The following is a 19795-nucleotide window of genomic DNA, read 5'->3' as shown; positions in this document are numbered from 1 at the left end:
GGCGCACGGCTGGGATGGGCACAGTATGCGGCGCCGCGACGGCGGCCGGCGATGCTGGATCCTGCCCTTTTTTTGCCTGATTCTCCGCCCTGCGCGGATCCTCCCCCTGGGCACGCCCGATCCTCCACATCTTTTGCCTATTCCTCCGCATCCGGTTTCGCCAACAAACACGCATTCCTGGTTGGGTCTACACTCGATAGCGCCTGATCCTCTGGCGTGCCGCTCGCCCCCACGCGCGCGGCCGCCTTGCCCGGAGCCTGTCCATGCCTCCCTCCCCCGCCGATACCCCCACGCCTCCGAACGCCGTTTTCGAGCCCGCCCGGCACGAACTGCTCTGCCTGCTCGAACGCATGACCGGCACGCTCGAGGGCTCGCTCGACACCCCCATCGAAGGCCTGTACCTGCACCGCATCTCGCAGCCGACCGGCCCCAAGCCGGCCTTGCAGAAGGCGGCGCTGGCGGTCATCGCGCAGGGATCCAAGCGGGTGCTGATCGGCGACGAAGCCTATGAGTACGACCCGTTCCACTACCTCATCTCGTCGGTCGACCTGCCGGTGGTGGCCAAGGTCTCGGTGGCCAGCCCGACGCTGCCCTACCTGGGTCTGCGGCTGGACCTGAACCCCGAGGAAATCACCGCCCTGATCAGCGACGAGAACCTGCCGCCGCTGTTGCCGGCGGAGGCCGCCCGCGCCATGTGCGTCAATCCGCTGGGCGGCGCGCTGCTGGATGTGGTGCTGCGCCTGCTGCGGCTGTTGGACACGCCGCGCGATATTCCCATCCTGGCCCCCATGGTCAAGCGCGAATTGCTGTACCGCCTGCTGATGAACGGCCAGGGCGTGGTGCTGCGCCAGACCGTGCTGCAGGACAGCCAACTCAACCGCGTGGCCAAGGCCATCCGCATCCTGCGCGACAACTATGCCCAGCCGCTGCGGGTCGAGGAAATCGCCCGCGACGTGCACATGAGCGTGTCGTCGCTGCACCATCACTTCAAACAGGCCACCGCCATGAGCCCGCTGCAGTACCAGAAGCACCTGCGGCTGCAAGAGGCACGCCGCCTGATGCTGACCGACGACGCCGGCGTGGCGCTGGCCGCGCACGCGGTGGGATACGAGAGTTCGTCGCAATTCAGCCGCGAATACAGCCGCCTGTTCGGCGCGCCCCCCTTGCGCGACAAACAGCGCTGGAAGGATGAGGCGCTGGCGGCCTGATCCGGCGGCGGCATCCTGCGTCAACCGGTGAGGGTGCGCCGCTGTCCGGATCGATCTCACGATTTTTTTCACCCGGCTGCATCCAAAAGCGTTTCCCGCGTGTAGTACCTGCAACGACGCGCACCCCGTGCGTCGTTGCAGACAGATCCCCTATCGCAGGAGACCCCTCATGAAGACTCGACGCATCGCCGGCCGCCCGGCCGCCACATTGTTCGCCATTGCAACCCTGGCCGCTGGCGGCCTGCTCGGCCAGTCGCAGGCCATGGCGTATTCGCAAGATGGCCTGCCCGCCAGCGTGCAGGTGCCGGCCGGCCACAAAGTCGCCTGGGAAACCGTCGGCACCGGCGAGATCACCTACGAATGCCGTGCCAAGGCCGACGCCAAGGACCAGGCGGAATGGGTCTTCGCCGGCCCGAAAGCGGTATTGAAAGACCGCCAGGGCAAGCAGGTCGGCAGCTACTACGGCCCGCCCGCCACCTGGGAAGCAACGGATGGCTCCAAACTGACCGGCACCCAGGTCGCCGTTGCGCCAGCCGGAGCGGGCAATCTGCCCTATCAATTGGTCAAGGCCAATCCCGCCATGGGTAAGGGCGCAATGACCGGGGTCGCCTACATCCAGCGCACCGCGCTCAAGGGCGGCGTCGCGCCGCAGGCGCCTTGCACCAACGCCACGCTGGGACAACGCAGCCAGGTCTCCTACCAGGCCGACTACATCTTCTGGAAGGCAAACTGAAGCCGGGCGCGTTTCGCGCGGCGGAACTCCGGTAAGATGCCCTATCCGCCGCCCGGAACGCGCCCGGGCCCAACCTTCCGTGCCCCGCGAGCATGCCGAACAGACCTGCCCCGGATTTCGACTACGAAGCGGCCCTCAGAGAGTGCGCGGCCGGACGCCGGCCCGCACTGGAGGCTCTCTACCACCAGGAGGGCGCCCGCCTGCTGGGCGTGGCCCAACGCATCCTGCGAGATCGCGCGCGCGCCGAAGACATCGTGCACGACACCTTCGTCAATATCTGGAAGCGGGCGGCCTCTTTCGACGGTACCCGAGGCTCGGCGCGAGGCTGGATGTACAGCGTGGCCCGTAACCTGGCGCTGAACGCCGTGCGCGATGAACGCCGCGAAACCGGCGTGGACGATGACACCGCGGCCGCGCTCGATATCCGTGACTCGATGCAGGCGTGGCATGACACCCGCGATGCCTTCGAATGGCGCGAAAGCGCTGGCCGCATCGGCCCCTGCCTGGAGCAATTGGAACCGGTGCGCCGCAACTGCCTGCTGCACGCCTACGTCGAGGGCCTGTCCCACAGCGAAATCGCGCAGCGCCTGGAGGCGCCCCTGGGCACGGTCAAGGCCTGGATCAAGCGCAGCCTGAAGGCGCTCAAGGAATGCCTGGCATGAACGCGCCCCCCGAAACCCCGGAAGACCTGGACGAACTGGCCGGCGAGTACGTGCTGGGCACGTTGCCCAACCACCGCCGGCGTGAGGTCGAAAGCCGCCTGCCCCATGATCCCACGCTGCGCGCCGCCGTGGCGCGCTGGGAAGACCGGCTACTGCCATTGACCGCGCTGGCCTCCCCCATCGAGCCCTCCCCTGGTTTGTGGCCGCGCATCGCCGCCACCCTCGATGCGCCCCGCCAAGCGGCGGCGGCGCGCGCGCGCGGCCTGGCTCGTCCGCGGCTCTGGGACAACCTGGGATTCTGGCGCGCCGCCGCCGGCGGCCTCGCCGCGGCACTGGCCCTGACGGTCGCCACCCTGGCGTTGCGGCCCGCCCAGGCCCCCGCCACGATGCAGTACATGGTCGTGCTGGTGGCGCCGCAATCCCAAACACCGGGCTGGGTGGTCCAGGCCCGCGCCGGCCAGCGCGAGGTGCAACTGGTGCCACTGGCCGCGGTCCAGGTGCCCGCGGACCGCGCCCTGGAATTCTGGACCAAGGCCGACGGGTGGGCGGGACCGGTATCCCTGGGGCTGGTCAAGCCCGGCGAACCCGTGCGCATCCCGCTGGATCAATTGCCGCCGCTCGAACCGAACCAATTGTTTGAACTGACTTTGGAGCCCGCCACCGGCTCGCCTATCGGCAAACCCACCGGGCCGATCCAGTTCATCGGCCGCGCGGTGAAGATGATGTAGCCGCCCCGGCCTACTTCTTGCGGAAAGGATAGGCCTGCTGCGCCAGGAAGGTGCCCGGCATGTCGTTGTCGAGAATGCCGTAGTTTTCCGGCAGGCGTTTGCCCGTGCCGCGCACCGCCGTGCCGAGCAGGTAGTCGATGAACGAGAGGTGGGCCGCGTAGTTCCTGTCGATCGCCTCGGTATCGGACGAATGGTGCCAGTGATGGAAGTCGGGCGTCACGATCACGTAGCGCAGCCAGCCCCACGGCAGCTTGACGTTGGAGTGGATCAGCACCGCCTGGAACCCGACGATGATGATGTAGGCGTCCAGCACCGGCTTGGAAAAGCCCAGGGCGAACAACACGCCCAGCACCGCCACCCGCGTGATCAGCAGCTCGACGATGTGCAGGCGTGAACCGGCCAGCCAGTCGAGCGTGCGGGTGCTATGGTGCACCGCGTGGATGCGCCACAGGAACGGCACCTCGTGGTACGCACGATGCGCGGCGTACTGCACCAGATCGGCCACCAGCACCGCCACGAACAGCTCGGCCAAATATGGCAGCGACTGGATCGCCTGCTGCAGCGGCTCGTAAGCGGCCCATGAGAACAACCGGTGCACGAAGAAGTTGATGCACAGCAGCACCGCGCCCACCGACAAGTGGTTGAACAGGAAGTGCTTCATGTCCACCTGCCATTCGCCGCGGAACACCGGTTGGCCCGGATACAGCGGGAACAGCTTTTCGAAGATGATGAACACGGTGCTGGATGCCAGCAGGTCGAGGATGAACCAGTCCAGGCCCAGGTAGGGATGGTTGCCGGTATTGGAGGTGGTCACCACCACCTGGCTGCCGCCGGCGGCCACCGCAATGCACACCAGCACGAACGCGGCGATGCTGAGCCAGCGCTGGCGGCCGAACACGATATTGGTCAGCGCGATGGTGCCCGAGGCCAGCAGCGCGGTGAACAGCAGCGTGCGCATCGCGTCGACGCTATAGAAGGAACGCAGCTCGGGGGTGGTCAGGTAGGCCGGGAAATGAAACGCCAGCACCCCCAACACGGACAGGATCGCCAGGAACAGCGCGATCACGCCGGTGATCATGCCGGTACCCGGGTGGATGCGGCCGTCCTGCCTGAACAAATCCAGGACCTGACGATAGATGGGGGCACGCTGATTCATTGCATTTTGATGGCAGACCATATAGGCAGGCGAGTGTATCTCCGGCCCCAAAATGCAATGTAAACAAACGTGAAAATATACGACCAAGAAACCTCTCGCGTGACGCCCCCTTGCTTGGCGTCAAATCCGGCCCCCGGCCATTTGTCCGGCGGGTTGACTTTGACGGGCCGTTGCGATGTCATGGAACCGACAGCTCATTAACGGGCCGGTCCGCCGACCCCGCGCAGCCCCCCCTCAACCGGATCACGCAAGAGGCCGTCATGTTCCCTGAGTACCGCCAACTGATTACCCGCCTGAAAGCCGAGAACGGACATTTCTCGGCACTGTTCCAACGCCACAACGACCTGGACCAGGAAATCAAGAACATGGAGGCGGGCATCGTGCCGGCCTCGGACACCAGTGTCGAAGTCCTGAAAAAGGAAAAACTGCTGCTCAAGGACAAGCTCTACAGCTTGCTGCGCGCGGCCGATTCGCACGCCGGCTGAAACCTTCCCCTGCCACCCAAGGCGCCGCATTCGCGGCGCCTTTTTGTTGGCCGATGGCGCGGCCGGCGCCATCGCGGCGGCGCGGCAGGGACCGCCCAGTACGACGCGCCCTCCCGCTACGTTATCCAGTCCGATAAGACCATCGAAGATGGCCGTTCTCAGGCCCGGCAGCGAGTCTTTGCTTGCTGACAATAATCTGAATGCATAAAATCAAGCGCGCCGGCCATTTGCCGGCCACGCATAGAGGACGGAGCAAGGTGCAAGACAGAGACTTCAAGGCGGGCGAAGCCGTGTCGCCGGTGACCGGTTGGGCCATGATGCCCTTGGTGGAGCACGACTCCCTGCTGCTGCGGCTCGATTTCCTGACCGAGTCGTCATCCGCCGACCCGTCGCGCAGCGGGCGGGGCCGCGTCTATGCCGTCACCTCCGAGCAGTTGCAATTGCTGCTCGACTCGCTGCAGACCCAACTCGACAAGCTGCAGCCCGTGCCCGCCAGCCCGAGCCATTGATTCACGAGGGCGCCCCCCTACGGATTCAGTGCTGCTAAAGATGGATTAGCAGCTTTAGATTTTCTAATTCGCCAGCAACCACTAGCCTGTCGTCCTCGCCACCAGGTACGACATGACCAGCGCCTTCTTTCCCGGTTTTCTTCTCAGCCTGAGCCTGATTCTCGCGATCGGGGCACAGAACGCCTTTGTGCTGCGCCAGGGCTTGCGCCAGGAACACGTCTTTGCGGTGTGCCTGGTCTGCGCCATCTCGGACGCGATCCTGATCGCAGCCGGCGTTGCGGGATTCGGGCTGGCCGCACACACGCTGCCCTGGCTGGAACCGGTCTTGCGCTATGGCGGCGCCCTGTTCCTGCTTTGCTATGCGGTCCGCAGTTGGCGCTCGGCCCTGGGCAACCCCGGCTGCCTGACGCCATCCACACGCGTGGCCGCCGGTCTGGGCGCCACCCTGGCCTCCTGCCTGGCTTTCACCTGGCTCAACCCACACGTATATCTGGACACCGTGGTGCTGCTGGGGTCGATCTCCAGCCAGTACCAAGGCCACAAGACCGCCTTCGCGCTGGGAGCGATGAGCGCCTCGTTCCTGTTCTTCTTCACGCTGGGATTTGGCGCCCGCCTGCTGCGGCCCATATTCGCCAGCCCGACCGCCTGGCGGGTGCTGGATGCCCTGGTCGGAACCGCCATGCTGGCCATTGCGCTCAAACTTGTCTGGCCCTAGCGGCGCCGCGCCGGCCGTCAATCCGCCGCGGGTACCTGCCTGACGGCGGCAGGCACGTTGCGGAACGTGATACCGAGGCGGTTGAAGGCATTCATCAGACCGATCGCGTAGGTCAGGTCGGCCAATTCCTTGTCGTTGAACGCGGTCGCAGCCGCGGCGTAGTCCGCATCCGGCACTCCGGTATCAGCCACCCGCGTGACGCATTCGGCCCAGGCCAGCGCCGCCTGCTCGCGCGCGCTGAACAGCGCACCGGCTTCGCGCCAGACCGGCACCAGCACCAGCTTGTCCACCGCCATGCCCTGCTTGAGCAGATCTCGTGAATGCATATCGATGCAGTAGGCGCAGCCGTTGATCTGCGAGACGCGCAAATAGACCAGATTGAGCAGCACTTCCGGCAGGCCGCATTGGCGCAGATAGGTGTACACGCCGCCATAGGCTTTGTAGCCTTCCGGCGCGGCATGGGTGTAGTCGAGGCGTTGGCGCATGATGCATCCTGATTGTCTGGCTGTCGAAGACATCATGCTGCACGCGGACGGCGCTTTCGGGTAGAGCCAAGAAACAGGTTGCGTGCTGGGCCATCAGGCCGGGACAGCCCCCCAATGACAAAGGCCGTTAGTGAACACTCTCACTAACGGCCTTGCTTTTACTGGTCGGGGCGGCGGGATTCGAACTCGCGACCCTCTGCTCCCAAATTAGAAACGCGCGAACGTCGGCGAACGCCAGCGAACGAATAACCGGCGGATTTATAAGGCTTTATCGAAATTTCCTTGTTCGTCGACGTTCGCTAATGTACGCTGACAGCCGCAAAAATGTTGTCCCATATGTTGTCCCATATGGCGCTTGAGGCAGAAGAACGGAGAGATTCGAGGAAATATGACGAGGTACCCAAAACGCGGAAAAGGTGCGCGGTGGACCGTCAAGGAACTGGAAGCGGTGCCGGCGGAATGGGCCGGTGATCACCTGGCCGACGGAGACGGCCTGACTGGGGAGATCCGCATACAGCGCGGTACGATGGCCGTGGTGTGGCGATACGCCTATCGCATGGGCGACAAGGTCAAGAGATTCTACTGCGGCTCATGGCCGGAGCGCACACTCGACGAGATCCGCACTGCCAGAAACAAAGCGCGGGCGGACATTAAGGCGGGCCGCAATCCGTCAGCCGTCCGCGACTTGGAAAAAGCCCAGGTGCGGGAAGCTATGGCAGCTGAATCTGCCGCTGTAACCGCCGCTGAAGAGGCGGCCACGACCGACGCCCTTTCGTTCCAAGAGATGTATAAAAGCTGGCTGGAATCGGGAGTGAAGCGAGCAGATGGCAACACCGAAGTGAAGCGCATCGTTGAAAAAGACGTGCTTCCCTTGATCGGTGATACTCCCGTGCGATCAATTCGCGAGAAGGATGTTGAGCGAGTGATCCGCTCGATTGTCGGCCGGGGTTGCAATCGGCTTGCCGAGGTGACCTACCAAATCCTGGGCCAGATGTTCCATTGGGCAGAGAAGCGCCAACCATGGCGAAAGCTGCTTTCGGAAGGAAATCCGGTTGAGCTGGTTGAACTCGGGGTGCTCCTGGCGGACGATTACGACCCGGATAACGCGCGCGAACGCGTTCTCCCTCCCATTGAGATTGTCGAGCTCCAGACTCGATACCGCGAGTTGGAGGAGCAATATCTCGCTTCGGATGACAAGCGAAAGAGGAAGCCTCCATCCAAGGCGTTGCAGGCAGTTTCCTGGATCTGTTTGAGCACGCTATGCCGGATAGGGGAATTGCACCTAACTGAAATTACGCATCTCGATCTCCGAGAAGGTACGTGGTTCATTCCCAAGGCGAACGTCAAGGGCAGAAAATCACAGAAGCGCGACCACCTGGTCTTTCTGTCACCCTTCGCAGTCAAGCATTTCGAGACCCTTGTCAGCCTGGCAGGATCATCCCGCTGGCTCCTACCTTCGCGCGTCAATGATGACGCGGGGGTAGACCAACCGATGTACAAGCAGGCCTTTACTAAGCAAATCAAAGATCGGCAAGCCATGTTCAACGGAAAGCCCAAAGCACGTCGCGCTTCGGACAACTCCCTGGTGCTCGGCAAAGGCCAAAACGGCAATTGGACGCCTCATGATTTACGGCGAACGGGGTCGACTATCATGGAGTCACTGGGAATCGATCCAAACGTCATCGACCGCTGCCAAAATCACGTCATTCACACGGGCAAGAACCGTGTCAGGCGGCACTACCAACTCTACGACTACGCCAACGAGAAGCAAGCAGCATGGGCGAAGCTCGGCGAATATTTGGAAAGACTGCTGTCGGGAGCCGTGGCTCCGGCCGAGCTTCAAAAGCGGCTAACCGCCAAGCAGCTACTCGCAGCGTAAAAAAAAACCGAAGACCGTTCGGTCTTCGGTTGTTGGACGCATGCGGGAAAGTCTAGATCCAGCCCATCTTGGCCATAGAGTGGCCGCTACCCGCCGCCACGATCACGTGGTCGACCAGTGAAACATTCACCAGAGCAACGGCTTCCTTCAAGCGCCGCGTAACGTCAACGTCCGCCTTGCTTGGCTGCGACGAGCCCGAGGGATGGTTGTGGGCGATCAAGATGGAGTGCGCATTGTGCCGAATTGCCGCCTTGACGACCTCACGTGGATACACACTGGTCTCCGACAGCGTGCCTCTGAACATTTCCTCGAAGGCGATCATTCTCAATCGCGCATCAAGGAACATTACGCCGAACACCTCGACGTCCGACAGCGCCAGCCGCGTCACGATATAGTCGATGGCGGCGGATGGCTTGGCCACTTGCAAGCGACTACCCAGCGCACCCTCCAATTGCTGCGCGGCCGCACGTAGTAGCTCTTGCGGGGTTGCGGCTCGATAGCGGCCGCCCGCCTCGCGTACCACCGGTGCGTCTTGGACATCTTCCTGCACCCGCCTTTCTCCTGCCCACGCACTACTGAAACTTAGTTGCATTGCTCTCTCCAAAAGCGAGGGTCGCCTACCAACCCATTGGCGATCGGTCGTCAACAAAGGGAGGTGTCGAAACTGGCGTCACCAAGCGTTGTTGGCTCTGGCCAATGGCCAATGGCCAATGGCCAATGGCCAATAGTCAATGGTCATTATCTGAAGCCCACCACAAGGAGCCAGTGTCCATGCTGGCTGACCTGACGCAAGCGCATCCCACTACTTGGCGGTGAGAAAATCCTCGCCCATGTCTCCCTAGCCCGGGAATGTCGGCTGCGTCTCGACCATCTCACCTTCCTTCGGACCGACTGCGGGCCCGCGCTGCGAGTGCTGACCGTTGCCCCACTCTGCGCCGCGAGCGTGCCCGTGCCCGCGCCGGACGGAGAAGGCCCGTCATCAACGGCCGCTCGCGGCCGATTCTGTTGAAAAACTCGATTGCGCGTCGCGATTGGTCGCGCTTACAAGGCCGATGACCTGGCGGCTTTCGCCATTTTTTCGATTGGAACCGTGTACTGATGCCCGGTTGCCTTGTTAATCGGTGGGTTTCGCCTCGACTGGGCGCACCTGTGCCCTGAACCGGTGGCCCCGGAGAGGTAAGCATCGCAAGACGACGTAGGTTTTGAACGGCTGCTGCAAGCGTGAATTCGTCTGCTGCACCAGTAAGTCCGCGCAACCGCAAGCGGTCGATCTTCAAAATACGTTTGAGGTGTGCAAACAGCACCTCGACTTTCTTTCGTTCGTGACGTGAGCGCTGGTACTGCACGGTGGCGCCGATACGCCTGGCTACATCGCGTGCATCCTCGTGAATGCTGCGAGCGATCTTGCGCATCGGCGTATTGGGGTAGCATCGCGGCTTCATCGCGCACTTACCGCAGTCCGTGTTGCTGGCCCGGTAGATTACGGTGCCCGCCTTGGTGACGTGAGTGCGTTCGATCTTGAACATGCGCCGCTCGCTGCGCAGTGCATGGCCCTCGGGGCAACGATATTCGTTGGCCTCGCCATCCCATTCGAAGTCGCTGCTCGATAGACTGTCGTCCTTGCGCTGGGTCCCGTCCCAGACGGGGACGTGCGGCTCTATCCCCTTGTCTTCCACCATCCACGCCAGCATCGGCGCCGTGCCGTAAGCGGTATCGCCGATGAGCCGATCAGGGATGATGTCGAATCGTTCCTCGACACGATCCACCATCGTCTTGGTAGAGTCCACTTCTGCGGTGCGATGTGCAGGGGTGGCTTCGACGTCGAGGCTCACGCCATGCTCGGTATCGATCAGATAGTTTGTCGAATAAGCGAAGAATGCGGGACCGCCAGGGGCGGCCGTCCACCGTGACTGCGGATCGGTCAGCGAGATTCGCCGGGGAACGGCTTGTTCGAACGCTTCGTCGTCGAGCGCTTCGAGATACTCGCGCACGGCACGCGTGCCGAGTGCGGGGTTCGACCAGTCGGTGGCCTCACTGGCAGGAACACCGCGCTGGCGGCTCGCATCAGCGGCCACGACGCTGGCGTCGACAGCGAAGCCTTCGCCTTTGACTAGGCCCGCAGCCATGCAACGACGGACCACTTCATCGAACAACCAGCGGAAGGTATCGCTGGCGCGGAAACGTCCATGTCGGTTCTTGGAGAAGGTCGAGTGATCGGGCACTGCATCCTCGAGGCCGAGACGACAGAACCATCGATATGCAAGATTCAGTTGAACCTCTTCGCACAGACGACGCTTGGAGCGGATGCCGTAGCAATACCCAACGATCAGCATACGGATCATAAGTTCGGGGTCAATGGACGGACGGCCCGTATGGCTGTAGTGCTTCGCCAGGTGTTGGTGGAGTTCCTTCAGATCCAGACAGCGATCGATGGCTCTAAGAAGATGGGTCGGCGGAACGACGTCTTCAAGGTTGAAAGCGTAGAACAACCGCTCTTGCCCGCTCGCTTGATGACCCATCATGTCGGTGCTCTCCGAACTCATTGGCGCTTTGCAAATTCTGCCAGACGACGGAGACGGCCGCGAGTTTTTCAACAGAATCGGCCACAAGCGGCCGGTCACCGACGACCGCTTGTGGACAGACTCGCCGCATTACCTGTCTGTCGGCGGCTCTTTCACTCAGCTGGAGTACTTGGCAGCTCACGCTTTGAGAGCCAAGTACTCACTGAGGTGCTCCGACTTGGTGTCGACAAGATCGTCACTGTTGGGCCAGCCTCAAATCATGCCACTCAACAGGGCGAATGCTCGGGTGCACATTGGTCGCAGCGGATCGGAGAGCTACCGACGCTTGCTTCGGTGGTCACGACGGATCAACGCGTTAGGGACTGTCAGTATTTTTGTGTTTAAGGCATTAAACGCCTGACCGAGGTTCGGTCAGGCTTGTTGATGCTATCTCAGCGGTGCGGGTCGGTGAAGCGTTCGGCATAGATGATGGCGAACTGGTTCATCGCGGTCTTTCAGTCATGGGTAGCACCACCCCAGCCCTCGGTGATGTTGCGCAAGACCAGCCAGAGCAACTTGGTGGCCGCTTCGTCGCTGGGGAAGTGGCCTCGTGTCTTGACCGCCCGTCGTAGTTGCGCATTGATGCTCTCGATGGCGTTGGTGGTGTAAATCACCTTGCGGATCGCCGGGGGGAACATAAAGAACGGGATCACCTGGTCCCAGGCCCGACGCCAGGCATCGACGATCGGCAAGTAGCGTTGCCCCCAAGGCCCCTCCTCGAACTCTGCCAGGGCCGCCAGAGCGGCCTCGACCGTAGGCGCGGTGTAAATGGGTTTGAGGGCCGCCGCCACCGTGCGCCGCTCCTTCCAGTCGGCGTAGTCCAGGCTGGCGCGGATCAGATGCACGATGCAGGTCTGTAGCGTCGTGAGCGGGAACACCGCGTTCAAGGCCTGCTCCATGCCCTTCAAGCCATCGGTGACCGCGATCAAGGATGTCCTGAGTGCCGCGGGTCTTCAGTTCGTTGAACACCTTCATCCAGAACTTGGCGCCCTCGGTCTGTTCGATCCACAGACCCAGGATGTCGCGCGTGCCGCCAGGCAGCACGCCCAACGCCAGGTACACCGCCTTGTTGCGCACCACCCCGTCCTCGCGGATCTTGACCCGCAAGGCGTCGAAGAATACCACCGGGTACATCGTCTCCAGGGGTCGGGTCTGCCAAGCTGTGACCTCGTCCATCACCGCGTCAGTCACCGAGCTGATGAACTCTGGCGACACCTCGGTGCCATACTGCTCGGCCAAGAACCCCTGTACTCGAGCGTACATCGCGACGATCTTGTCATCGAAGCCGGTAAAGCGGCGCTCGTGCTTGGGGATCAGGATCGGCGCGAAGCTGCCATCGCGGTCCCGGGGAATGTCCAACCACAAGGGGCCGTCGTCGGTGAGCACCGTCTTGCGGCTCTTGCCGTTGCGCTGGTTGGTACCTTCCTCGGGGCGCTCGCCACCTGCGGGATAGCCCAGATGGTGCCCCGGTTCCGCGCCCAGGGCCCGCTCGATCAGCGCCTTCTTGAACGCCATCGACAGGTCCTGCACCGCTTCGGCGGTCATCGGGCCTTTAACGAATTGATCGACCAGTTCGGCTGGAATCGCCGGCAGTTCTCTCAACGGTGTCTTTTTCTTGGTAGCCATACAGGTGCTCCTTGAGCGACATGTTAGGCCTCAAACACAAAATTTATGACACTCCCACGCGTTATGTGGCAATGCCTCCTATATGGATTTACTTCGATTATCCGCGGCATACCGGGTCAAGTCACAGTTCGACGGGTTGACTCCTCGTCATTACTTCGCAGACCCGCCACTTTCTGGTCATTGCCCCCCTCCTTATATGCGTTGTCGTGCGTTGGGACTAACGGCAGCGTCAACTGGCACGCTAACCCTCCGCCTGGGGCGGGATATAGGTTCAGCGCCCCGCCGTGATGCCTGACTATGGCGGCCACAATTGATAACCCAAGACCGCTGCCCGGGATATGCCAGACGCCGCGCCAGAATGGCTCAGTCGCATGCTTGCACTGTTCTAGGCTTAGTCCAGGTCCGTGATCGCGTACGGAAATCACCGCTCTGCCAGCCCGAAGCGCCACTGAGACATCCACAGTCTGGTCGGCTGGCGAATAAGCCAGTGCATTGACAAGAAGATTCCCGACTGCGCTAGTCAGCAGTGTGTCCGAAAGCGAAATGTATATTGCCTCGGCAGGCATTTCCCATCTCACACGCGCGGCCGACATACCCTCAATCACTTGGGCCACGACATCCACTGCATCGCAAACCGCGCTGGAGTCGGACGGGTTGTCTTCGTCCTTCTCGACCCGCGCGAGCAGTAATAGTTGTTCGAGCAAGCGCTCCAGCCGCGCCACGCCCTGCAGCGCATGATTCAGCGACTGACGCCACAACCCTGATGCCGTAGGCACGGGCAAACGTGCCAGCACCTGCAAGTGAGTTTTGACCGCAGTCACGGGTGTTCGCATCTCGTGCGCTGCATTGTCGGAGAAGCGCCGCTCGCGATCCAAGGTCTGCTCCATGCTACGTAACAATTGCGCAATCGTCCTCGTGAACGGCCGCAACTCCTTAGGAATATTCCGGTATTGCATGTCCAGTTCGGACAACGGTTGAGCGCGAGCTAGCGCCCGTCGCAGACGCTCCATCGGTGCCAAGCCGCGTCCAATTCCTAGCCACAGCAGGATCAATCCCACTAGCAGTCCTACCGCCAATGGCAGCAATGCAGTCAATGCGATTTCCCTGCGCAAGGAGGTCCGCATGTCCATTCGGTCAGCCGTGGCGATACGTAAGTCATCTGCCTCCATTACGTAGGTGCGCCACGTCACGCCATGCTGCGTCAACGAACCAAAACCAGCCGGCGCATCACGCAGGGCAGGCCCGCCCGCCACGCGTGCAACGGTGCGTGACAGTACCTCGCCACGCCACTGGCTAACCTCACAGGCAACACCATCACGAGCCAGCACATCCACAGAAATACCTGGCACACCCGGCTGTTCAACGGTGCTTAATGGCAGTTGCGACACCAAACGGGCGACCATCGATGCGGAGGATGCGAGCCGCGCATCAAGCGCGTTGTCGACCTGCGTCGTGGCTCGCTCCACCATCCATAACGTCATTGCACCGCCCAAAGCAATCCAGGCCATCCCCAGCAACAGTAATAAGCGAGTGCGTAAGCTCACAGCAGCGTTGACCCCAAGCGGTAGCCCATTCCACGCACTGTCTCGATCACGCTCGATCCAAGCTTGCGTCGCAATTTGTGAATATGAACGTTGACGGCATTACTCTCCGCCCGGTCCGCAGATCCGTACAGGTTGTCACGCAATTGATCGGCCGTCAGAACGTGTCCTGGATGCTGCAACATGACTTTCAGTAAGCCAAACTCGCGTCGCGAAAGAATCACAGGTTTCCCGGACAGAGTGACCTCGCCCGAGGACAAACTCACTTTGAGCGAGCCATGGCTAATGTCATCCGCGCTATGGCCGGCGGCACGTCGGATCAAAGCGTGTAAACGAGCCTCCAGTTCGTCAAGATCGAACGGCTTGAGCACGTAATCGTCGGCGCCAGTCCGCAATGCCTGCACACGATGTGCGACTGCATCCCGCGCTGTCAGCACAAGTATTGGCAGGCGTTCGCGCCGTGTCCGCCACCGCGCTAGCAGCGCCATGCCATCTCCATCGGGCAGACTTAGATCAAGCACACAAGCACTCGGCCGTGAGGTACGCAATGCTAGTTCGGCATGGCTAAGCGTACTGACGCTATCCACGATGAAACCGTGCAAGCTCAACCCTGCCTCTATTCCTGCCGCCACGGAAGAATCGTCTTCAACCAGCAAGATTCGCATGATTGATCCTCCACGACAAAACATGCATAATTATTTTTGATAATAAGCTTATATCAAAAGGTAATTTAGCATGGTAAGCGCGATCTTGCTCGGCTTGTGCATTGGGGTATCACTCGGACTGACAGGGGCCGGAGGGGGAATTCTCGCCGTCCCCGCGCTCATGTTCGGGCTGAACATGTCGTTGGCAGAGGCCGCACCCGTCGCACTGATCGCGGTCGGCGCGGCCTCTGCAGTAGGAGCGGTGCAGGGTTTGAGACGGGGCCTCGTGCGCTACAAGGCCGCACTCCTAATGGCGGTCACCGGTGGGATAACAGCACCTTTGGGTCTGGCGCTGGCCCGGCAAATTCCTGCCGCTTGGCTTAGCGTGGGATTCGCCGCGATCATGTTGCTCGTGGCAGTGCGCATGGTGCGCCAATCACGGCCGAGCAGTGGCCGGCAAACGCCTGTGCCCGAACGCGCTACGGCGTGCCACCTGTCCGCCGAAACTGGCCGCTTTATCTGGACGCGCCGCACCGCAGCTACGCTCGGTTCCATCGGTGCGGCATCGGGCATCTGTACCGGCATGTTAGGGGTCGGGGGGGGCTTCATCATTGTGCCTGCGCTGACCTATTTCAGCGATGCGCGCATGCATAGCATCGTATCTACCTCCCTTATGGTCATCGCACTGGTCTCGGCAGCCACGGTAGGTTCAGCACTGGCGCACGGTCTTTCTCTGACCGAAGCGCAATGGCTGTTCGTTGCTGCCGCGATCTCCGGCATGGTTATCGGCCGTATGGCATCTCCACACGTGCCGCAAACCGTATTGCAACGCGTCTTCGCAATCGTATGCGTCATCGTTGCAGGCGTGTTGATCTGGCGCGCCTGACCGCTTTCACCACACCTACTCTCTTGCCTAACTATGGATATCTCTTCATGAACGTATTGATCCATGCCCCCAGTTCGGCCGCCCTGGCGCGCGCCCGCAACAATGTTGCCAATCTCCTGAAGGTGCGACCCGATGCGCACGTCCGGCTAGTGCTCAACGGTCCAGCCGTAGCAGCCGCGCTGGATGGAGATTCTCATGATACCGACGCCCTCACCTGGTTGTGTCCGAACACGATGGCGACCGTCGGCCGCGAGGTGCGCGAACCGATGTCGGTACTGCCGGCTGCGGCGATTCTGCTGCTCGTGCAATGGCAAAGCGAGGGATGGCTGTACGTGCGAGCCTAATCCGAGCGAGTGTTAATGCTCCGATAATCTGCGGTCGGCACCATGGCGTGCATGATAAGACTGTGCACTTTCAAAGCGTTCGCGCACCGATGGCTCCCTGGGCTGGCCGCCCTGTCGCTGGCAATGTGGAGCTCGTTGGCCCTTTCTCAGGACGCGTTCCTAGATCCAGAACAAGCTTTTCGCCTTGAAGCATCACGGAGCGCCGACAATGACGTCCGCCTAACGTGGAGAATCGCGGATGGCTATTACCTGTATCGAGACCGCATCACCGCGCAACGCTTGCCGCAGGCTACCCCAATAGCGCTACAAACCCCGCCTGGCGAAAGCAAGAATGACCCCAACTTCGGCGTCATGGAGATTTACCACACCCAGGCACAGGCACTGACAAAGCTTGCTCCTGCTGGTGAAGGAACGCTGCGCATCACATGGCAAGGGTGCGCAGATGCCGGCCTTTGCTACCCGCCACAAACTCGGGATATCGCGGTAAACCGTCTGCCAGTAACGGACACCCCAACAACCGTGCCCGAAGAGTCTGCTGCCGATCTGGATGTCAATAGCGACTTGAATATTTTGCGCGCGCTGGGCGACAACAGCCTGTGGTGGAACCTTGCGGTGTTCCTCGCTCTAGGCGTGGGCCTTGCATTTACACCTTGCGTGCTGCCTATGTTGCCCATCGTCTCGTCCCTGGTGGTCGGTGCGAATGCGTCGCCACGACGTGGGTTCGTCCTGAGCCTGGTGTTCGTCTTTCCCATGGCGGGCACCTACGCGGCCATGGGCGTCGCAGCAGCGATGGCGGGCGCCAGCCTGCAGGCCACACTGCAGACCCCTTACATGTTGGGCGGTTTGGGAGTGGTGTTCGTCGCGCTGGCGTTTGCGATGTTCGGCTATTACAGTCTTCAGTTGCCGGCAGCGCTCCGCGATAGGCTGGATCGTGCGGGCCGGCAGCAGCGAGGCGGCACCTTGATTGGTGCGGCAGCAATGGGTACAGTTTCGGCGCTGCTCGTCGGGCCGTGCATGACCGCTCCCCTAGCCGGTACTCTTTTGTACATTGCCGACAGCGGAGACACCGTGCGTGGCGCCGCAATTCTGTTCGCGCTCGGCATTGGCATGGGGCTACCAATGCTCGCTGTCGGGGCGTTGGGGCCGCGCCTGTTGCCGCGTCCTGGCCCTTGGATGGAACGCGTCAAGGCCGTATTCGGCTTCCTGCTTCTGGGCACTGCTGTGCTCATGGTGGAACGTATCGTGCCCCCGCCGACGACCTTGCTTCTGTGGAGCGGCCTGGCCATTGCAATAGCCAGTGCGCTTGCGGTCTGGTCCTGGCAGGTCCGAAGCCGCGCAGCCTACCAAGCGTTGCTGGCCAGCATATCAATTCCCACGATGGCATGGGGGCTAGTTATGCTCGTAGGCGCCGCTGCCGGCCAAGCGGATCCCACACGGCCGCTGGCGTTCCTGGCCGAGCGCGGCCAAGCAACATCCAGTCCGACTGTAGAATCCGACCGTTTCGTCACCCTCGACTCGCCTCAGGCATTGCACGATGCGCTCACCCGCGCCCGCGCCGCTGGGAGGCCTGCTGTCTTGGATTTTTCCGCACAATGGTGCGTATCTTGCAAAAAGATGGAGCGCGAGGTCTACCCTCTGCCCGAGGTCCAGGCAGCGCTATCGTCGGCCGACCTGATCCGTTTTGATCTCAGTCAAAGTACACCGGACCAACTGGCATTGCTGCGCAGGCTGCGGGTGCCTGGACCGCCCAGCGTGTTGTTCTTTGCGGCCGATGGCCTTGAACGCCGTCAACACCGCGTAACTGGCGAGTTCGACGCTTCGACGCTTCTGACACGATATCACCTCGCCCTGGAAACGCCATGAATGGCATGCTGCAGATAGGCCCTGTGATGCTGCCCGTAACGCTACTGGCGATTATCACCAGCGTGCTGGCGGGACAATGGATTTCAGCATGGTTGTTTAGGCGATGCGGTCGGGATGGCCAATTGCCCTTGAGCCGGCTTCTCCTGGCCGGCCTGCTGGCGTCACGCGCGACGTTCGTCGCCGAGCAGTTCGATGCCTACGCCACGGATCCTACATCGATAATCGACATTCGAGACGGAGGATGGAATGCAACCGCCGGCTTTGTGACCGCGTGGGCCTATGGCGGGTGGCTTGCATGGCGCAGGCATGACTGGAAGGTTCCATTACTGGTAGGTTTGGCCGCGTCCACCCTCGTGTGGTCCGGCGCCCACCTACTGGCCGCCGCGAGCGGCTCTACCATGGCCAGGAGTGGGCTGCCAGCCGTCGAATTCCGGACGCTCGCCAGCGAGCCTCAGTCATTGCAAGACTTTCGTGGCAGGCCAGTGGTGATTAACCTCTGGGCGGGCTGGTGCCCGCCATGTCGACGCGAGATGCCGATATTCGCCCAGGCTCAAGAAGAGTATCCGGATATTGCCTTCGTATTTTTGAATCAGGGTGAATCACTTGCGACCGTCAAACAGTTTCTGGCACAGCAGGACCTTGCGTTGAACAACGTTCTGCTCGACGCGGACACGCAGGCTGCCACCATATTTGGCCATCGCGCCCTTCCAGCAACTTTGTTTTTCGACTCTGACGGACGACACGTAGACACCCGGCTCGGTGAACTCTCCCGGGCCACACTCACGCAGCGCCTCACGCTCCTGAACCGCCCTTCCATTCACGACGCCTCCAAGGAGAAGCGCCCATGATCCACACCGTTAATCACGTCACCCCCGACGGGGCAGATACATTATGCGGAGAGCTTTTTTCGCGCCTATTCAGCTTGGCGGCGCCAGCGGCACTGGCATTGATGATTGCGGCTCCCGCCATCGCACAAGATCTGCCTCCGGCATTGCGAGCGCTACAGGCCGACGGCCTGGAAATCCTCGGTCCTTTGAAAGCCCCGGCGGGCATACAGGCTTGGGCGGCTCGTGCGGGCAGTCATCCCGTGGCGCTCTATGCAGCTCCAGATGGCCAGCATGTGATCGCAGGCACACTGCTCGACAAAGATGGCAATGACATGACCCGCGAACCCCTGCAAGCAGCGACAGCCCCCAGTATCTCCAGCGATCTCTGGAAACAGTTGGAGACTACCACTTGGCTAGCCGACGGCAAGCCCGATGCTGCACGTATTGTCTATGTCTTTACGGACCCTAACTGCCCGTATTGCGCCAAATTCTGGACCGATGCGCGCCCATGGGTTGACGCTGGACGGGTGCAACTGCGGCACGTCGTCGTAGGCATGCTCACCCCCACCAGCCCGGGCAAGGCGGCCGCCCTGCTGTCCGCTCCAGATCCTGCCAAGGCGCTATACGACTATGAAGCACGCCAGGGCGCCGGCGTGGCCGCGCAAATGGCAGCCGGACGCGTACGTCCTGTAAACGACGAGGCACTTAAGGCGCTGGACCCTATCCCTGCCGATATCCAGGGCAAGCTATTGGCCAACATGGCCGTGATGCAGGCTTGGTCATTGCGGGCAACGCCGGCTTTTGTGTGGCGCGACGACAAGGGCCAGATACGGCAGCGCACCGGTATGCCACCCAGCGAAATCGAGAGCGTGCTCGGAGCACGCCCCTGATAGCCCTCGGCCGGCTGAACAGACCAACACGTCGAAAATGATGAGGAGATTTC

At 61.7% G+C, this 19795-nt stretch carries 18 protein-coding genes and 2 pseudogenes; 13 read left to right on the top strand and 7 right to left on the bottom strand.

Annotated features, from left to right (window positions below; translation table 11 throughout):
- The first annotated feature begins 263 nt into the window (after positions 1-263).
- From K2W61_RS15275 to K2W61_RS15260, 4 genes are all read left to right on the top strand, one after another.
- Positions 264-1208 (top strand): AraC family transcriptional regulator, encoded by a 945-nt coding sequence (locus tag K2W61_RS15275; RefSeq protein WP_175134846.1) that lies wholly within the window; start codon positions 264-266, stop codon positions 1206-1208.
- 169 nt (positions 1209-1377) lie between these two features.
- Positions 1378-1941, top strand: a complete 564-nt coding sequence (locus K2W61_RS15270; protein WP_150101822.1) for a DUF3455 domain-containing protein — start codon at positions 1378-1380, stop codon at positions 1939-1941.
- Between the two features lie 92 nt (positions 1942-2033).
- Positions 2034-2603 (top strand): sigma-70 family RNA polymerase sigma factor, encoded by a 570-nt coding sequence (locus K2W61_RS15265; protein ID WP_150101821.1) that lies wholly within the window; start codon positions 2034-2036, stop codon positions 2601-2603.
- Positions 2600-3331 (top strand): anti-sigma factor, encoded by a 732-nt coding sequence (locus K2W61_RS15260; protein ID WP_175141945.1) that lies wholly within the window; start codon positions 2600-2602, stop codon positions 3329-3331. Before K2W61_RS15265 ends, K2W61_RS15260 begins: the two co-directional genes overlap by 4 nt.
- 10 nt (positions 3332-3341) lie before the next feature.
- Here the strand turns inward: K2W61_RS15260 and K2W61_RS15255 are convergent, their stop codons facing one another.
- On the bottom strand, positions 3342-4487 hold the full coding sequence (locus tag K2W61_RS15255; RefSeq protein ID WP_175134848.1) for a sterol desaturase family protein: 1146 nt from the start codon (positions 4485-4487) through the stop codon (positions 3342-3344).
- Between the two features lie 260 nt (positions 4488-4747).
- On the opposite strand from K2W61_RS15255, the gene K2W61_RS15250 reads away from it, so the two are divergent.
- The 3 genes from K2W61_RS15250 (at position 4748) to K2W61_RS15240 (ending at position 6196) form a co-directional block, all read left to right on the top strand.
- On the top strand, positions 4748-4972 hold the full coding sequence (locus K2W61_RS15250) for an HP1242/YdcH family protein (RefSeq protein WP_175134849.1): 225 nt from the start codon (positions 4748-4750) through the stop codon (positions 4970-4972).
- Between the two features lie 257 nt (positions 4973-5229).
- The gene (locus K2W61_RS15245) at positions 5230-5481 is read left to right on the top strand and encodes a hypothetical protein (protein WP_175134850.1); all 252 of its coding nucleotides are present in this window, start codon (positions 5230-5232) and stop codon (positions 5479-5481) included.
- A gap of 112 nt (positions 5482-5593) precedes the next feature.
- Positions 5594-6196 (top strand): LysE/ArgO family amino acid transporter, encoded by a 603-nt coding sequence (locus K2W61_RS15240; protein WP_175134851.1) that lies wholly within the window; start codon positions 5594-5596, stop codon positions 6194-6196.
- Positions 6197-6213: 17 nt separating this feature from the next.
- On the opposite strand, the gene K2W61_RS15235 is transcribed toward K2W61_RS15240, so the two are convergent.
- On the bottom strand, positions 6214-6681 hold the full coding sequence (locus K2W61_RS15235; protein ID WP_175134852.1) for a carboxymuconolactone decarboxylase family protein: 468 nt from the start codon (positions 6679-6681) through the stop codon (positions 6214-6216).
- A 388-nt stretch (positions 6682-7069) separates the two neighbouring features.
- On the opposite strand from K2W61_RS15235, the gene K2W61_RS15230 reads away from it, so the two are divergent.
- Entirely contained in the window at positions 7070-8560 is a 1491-nt protein-coding gene (locus K2W61_RS15230) for a tyrosine-type recombinase/integrase (protein ID WP_236755984.1), read from the top strand.
- Between the two features lie 52 nt (positions 8561-8612).
- Here K2W61_RS15230 and K2W61_RS15225 read toward each other — a convergent pair whose 3' ends face one another.
- From K2W61_RS15225 to K2W61_RS15205, 5 genes and pseudogenes are all read right to left on the bottom strand, one after another.
- On the bottom strand, positions 8613-9152 hold the full coding sequence (locus K2W61_RS15225; RefSeq protein ID WP_236755982.1) for a JAB domain-containing protein: 540 nt from the start codon (positions 9150-9152) through the stop codon (positions 8613-8615).
- A 559-nt stretch (positions 9153-9711) separates the two neighbouring features.
- A pseudogene (locus K2W61_RS15220) lies at positions 9712-11082 on the bottom strand (transposase); the annotation flags it as partial.
- Between the two features lie 431 nt (positions 11083-11513).
- A pseudogene (locus K2W61_RS15215) lies at positions 11514-12747 on the bottom strand (IS256 family transposase).
- Between the two features lie 116 nt (positions 12748-12863).
- Positions 12864-14255 carry a sensor histidine kinase gene (locus K2W61_RS15210; RefSeq protein ID WP_157055501.1) on the bottom strand — a complete coding sequence of 464 codons (1392 nt, stop codon included), beginning with the start codon at positions 14253-14255 and terminating at the stop codon, positions 12864-12866.
- 32 nt (positions 14256-14287) lie between these two features.
- On the bottom strand, positions 14288-14953 hold the full coding sequence (locus K2W61_RS15205) for a response regulator (RefSeq protein WP_050449388.1): 666 nt from the start codon (positions 14951-14953) through the stop codon (positions 14288-14290).
- 70 nt (positions 14954-15023) lie between these two features.
- On the opposite strand from K2W61_RS15205, the gene K2W61_RS15200 reads away from it, so the two are divergent.
- The 5 genes from K2W61_RS15200 to dsbG all read left to right on the top strand — a co-directional run bounded on the left by K2W61_RS15200 (position 15024) and on the right by dsbG (position 19742).
- Positions 15024-15818 (top strand): sulfite exporter TauE/SafE family protein, encoded by a 795-nt coding sequence (locus K2W61_RS15200; protein ID WP_236755981.1) that lies wholly within the window; start codon positions 15024-15026, stop codon positions 15816-15818.
- A 47-nt stretch (positions 15819-15865) separates the two neighbouring features.
- Positions 15866-16162, top strand: a complete 297-nt coding sequence (locus K2W61_RS15195) for a DsrE family protein (protein WP_050449386.1) — start codon at positions 15866-15868, stop codon at positions 16160-16162.
- A gap of 135 nt (positions 16163-16297) precedes the next feature.
- Positions 16298-18025: a protein-disulfide reductase DsbD gene (dsbD, locus tag K2W61_RS15190; RefSeq protein WP_236755980.1), complete on the top strand. Its 1728-nt coding sequence runs from the start codon at positions 16298-16300 to the stop codon at positions 18023-18025.
- The gene (locus K2W61_RS15185; RefSeq protein ID WP_050449384.1) at positions 18022-18873 is read left to right on the top strand and encodes a TlpA family protein disulfide reductase; all 852 of its coding nucleotides are present in this window, start codon (positions 18022-18024) and stop codon (positions 18871-18873) included. Before dsbD ends, K2W61_RS15185 begins: the two co-directional genes overlap by 4 nt.
- A complete protein-coding gene (dsbG, locus tag K2W61_RS15180) occupies positions 18870-19742 on the top strand; it encodes a thiol:disulfide interchange protein DsbG (protein WP_232312184.1) in 873 nt (290 codons plus the stop codon). The genes K2W61_RS15185 and dsbG overlap by 4 nt, the downstream gene beginning before the upstream one ends.
- Positions 19743-19795 lie beyond the last annotated feature (53 nt).

The organism is Achromobacter pulmonis, from assembly GCF_021733725.1.
GTDB classification, from domain to species: domain Bacteria; phylum Pseudomonadota; class Gammaproteobacteria; order Burkholderiales; family Burkholderiaceae_B; genus Achromobacter; species Achromobacter pulmonis.
This window is presented reverse-complemented; position numbering and strand designations above follow the sequence as displayed.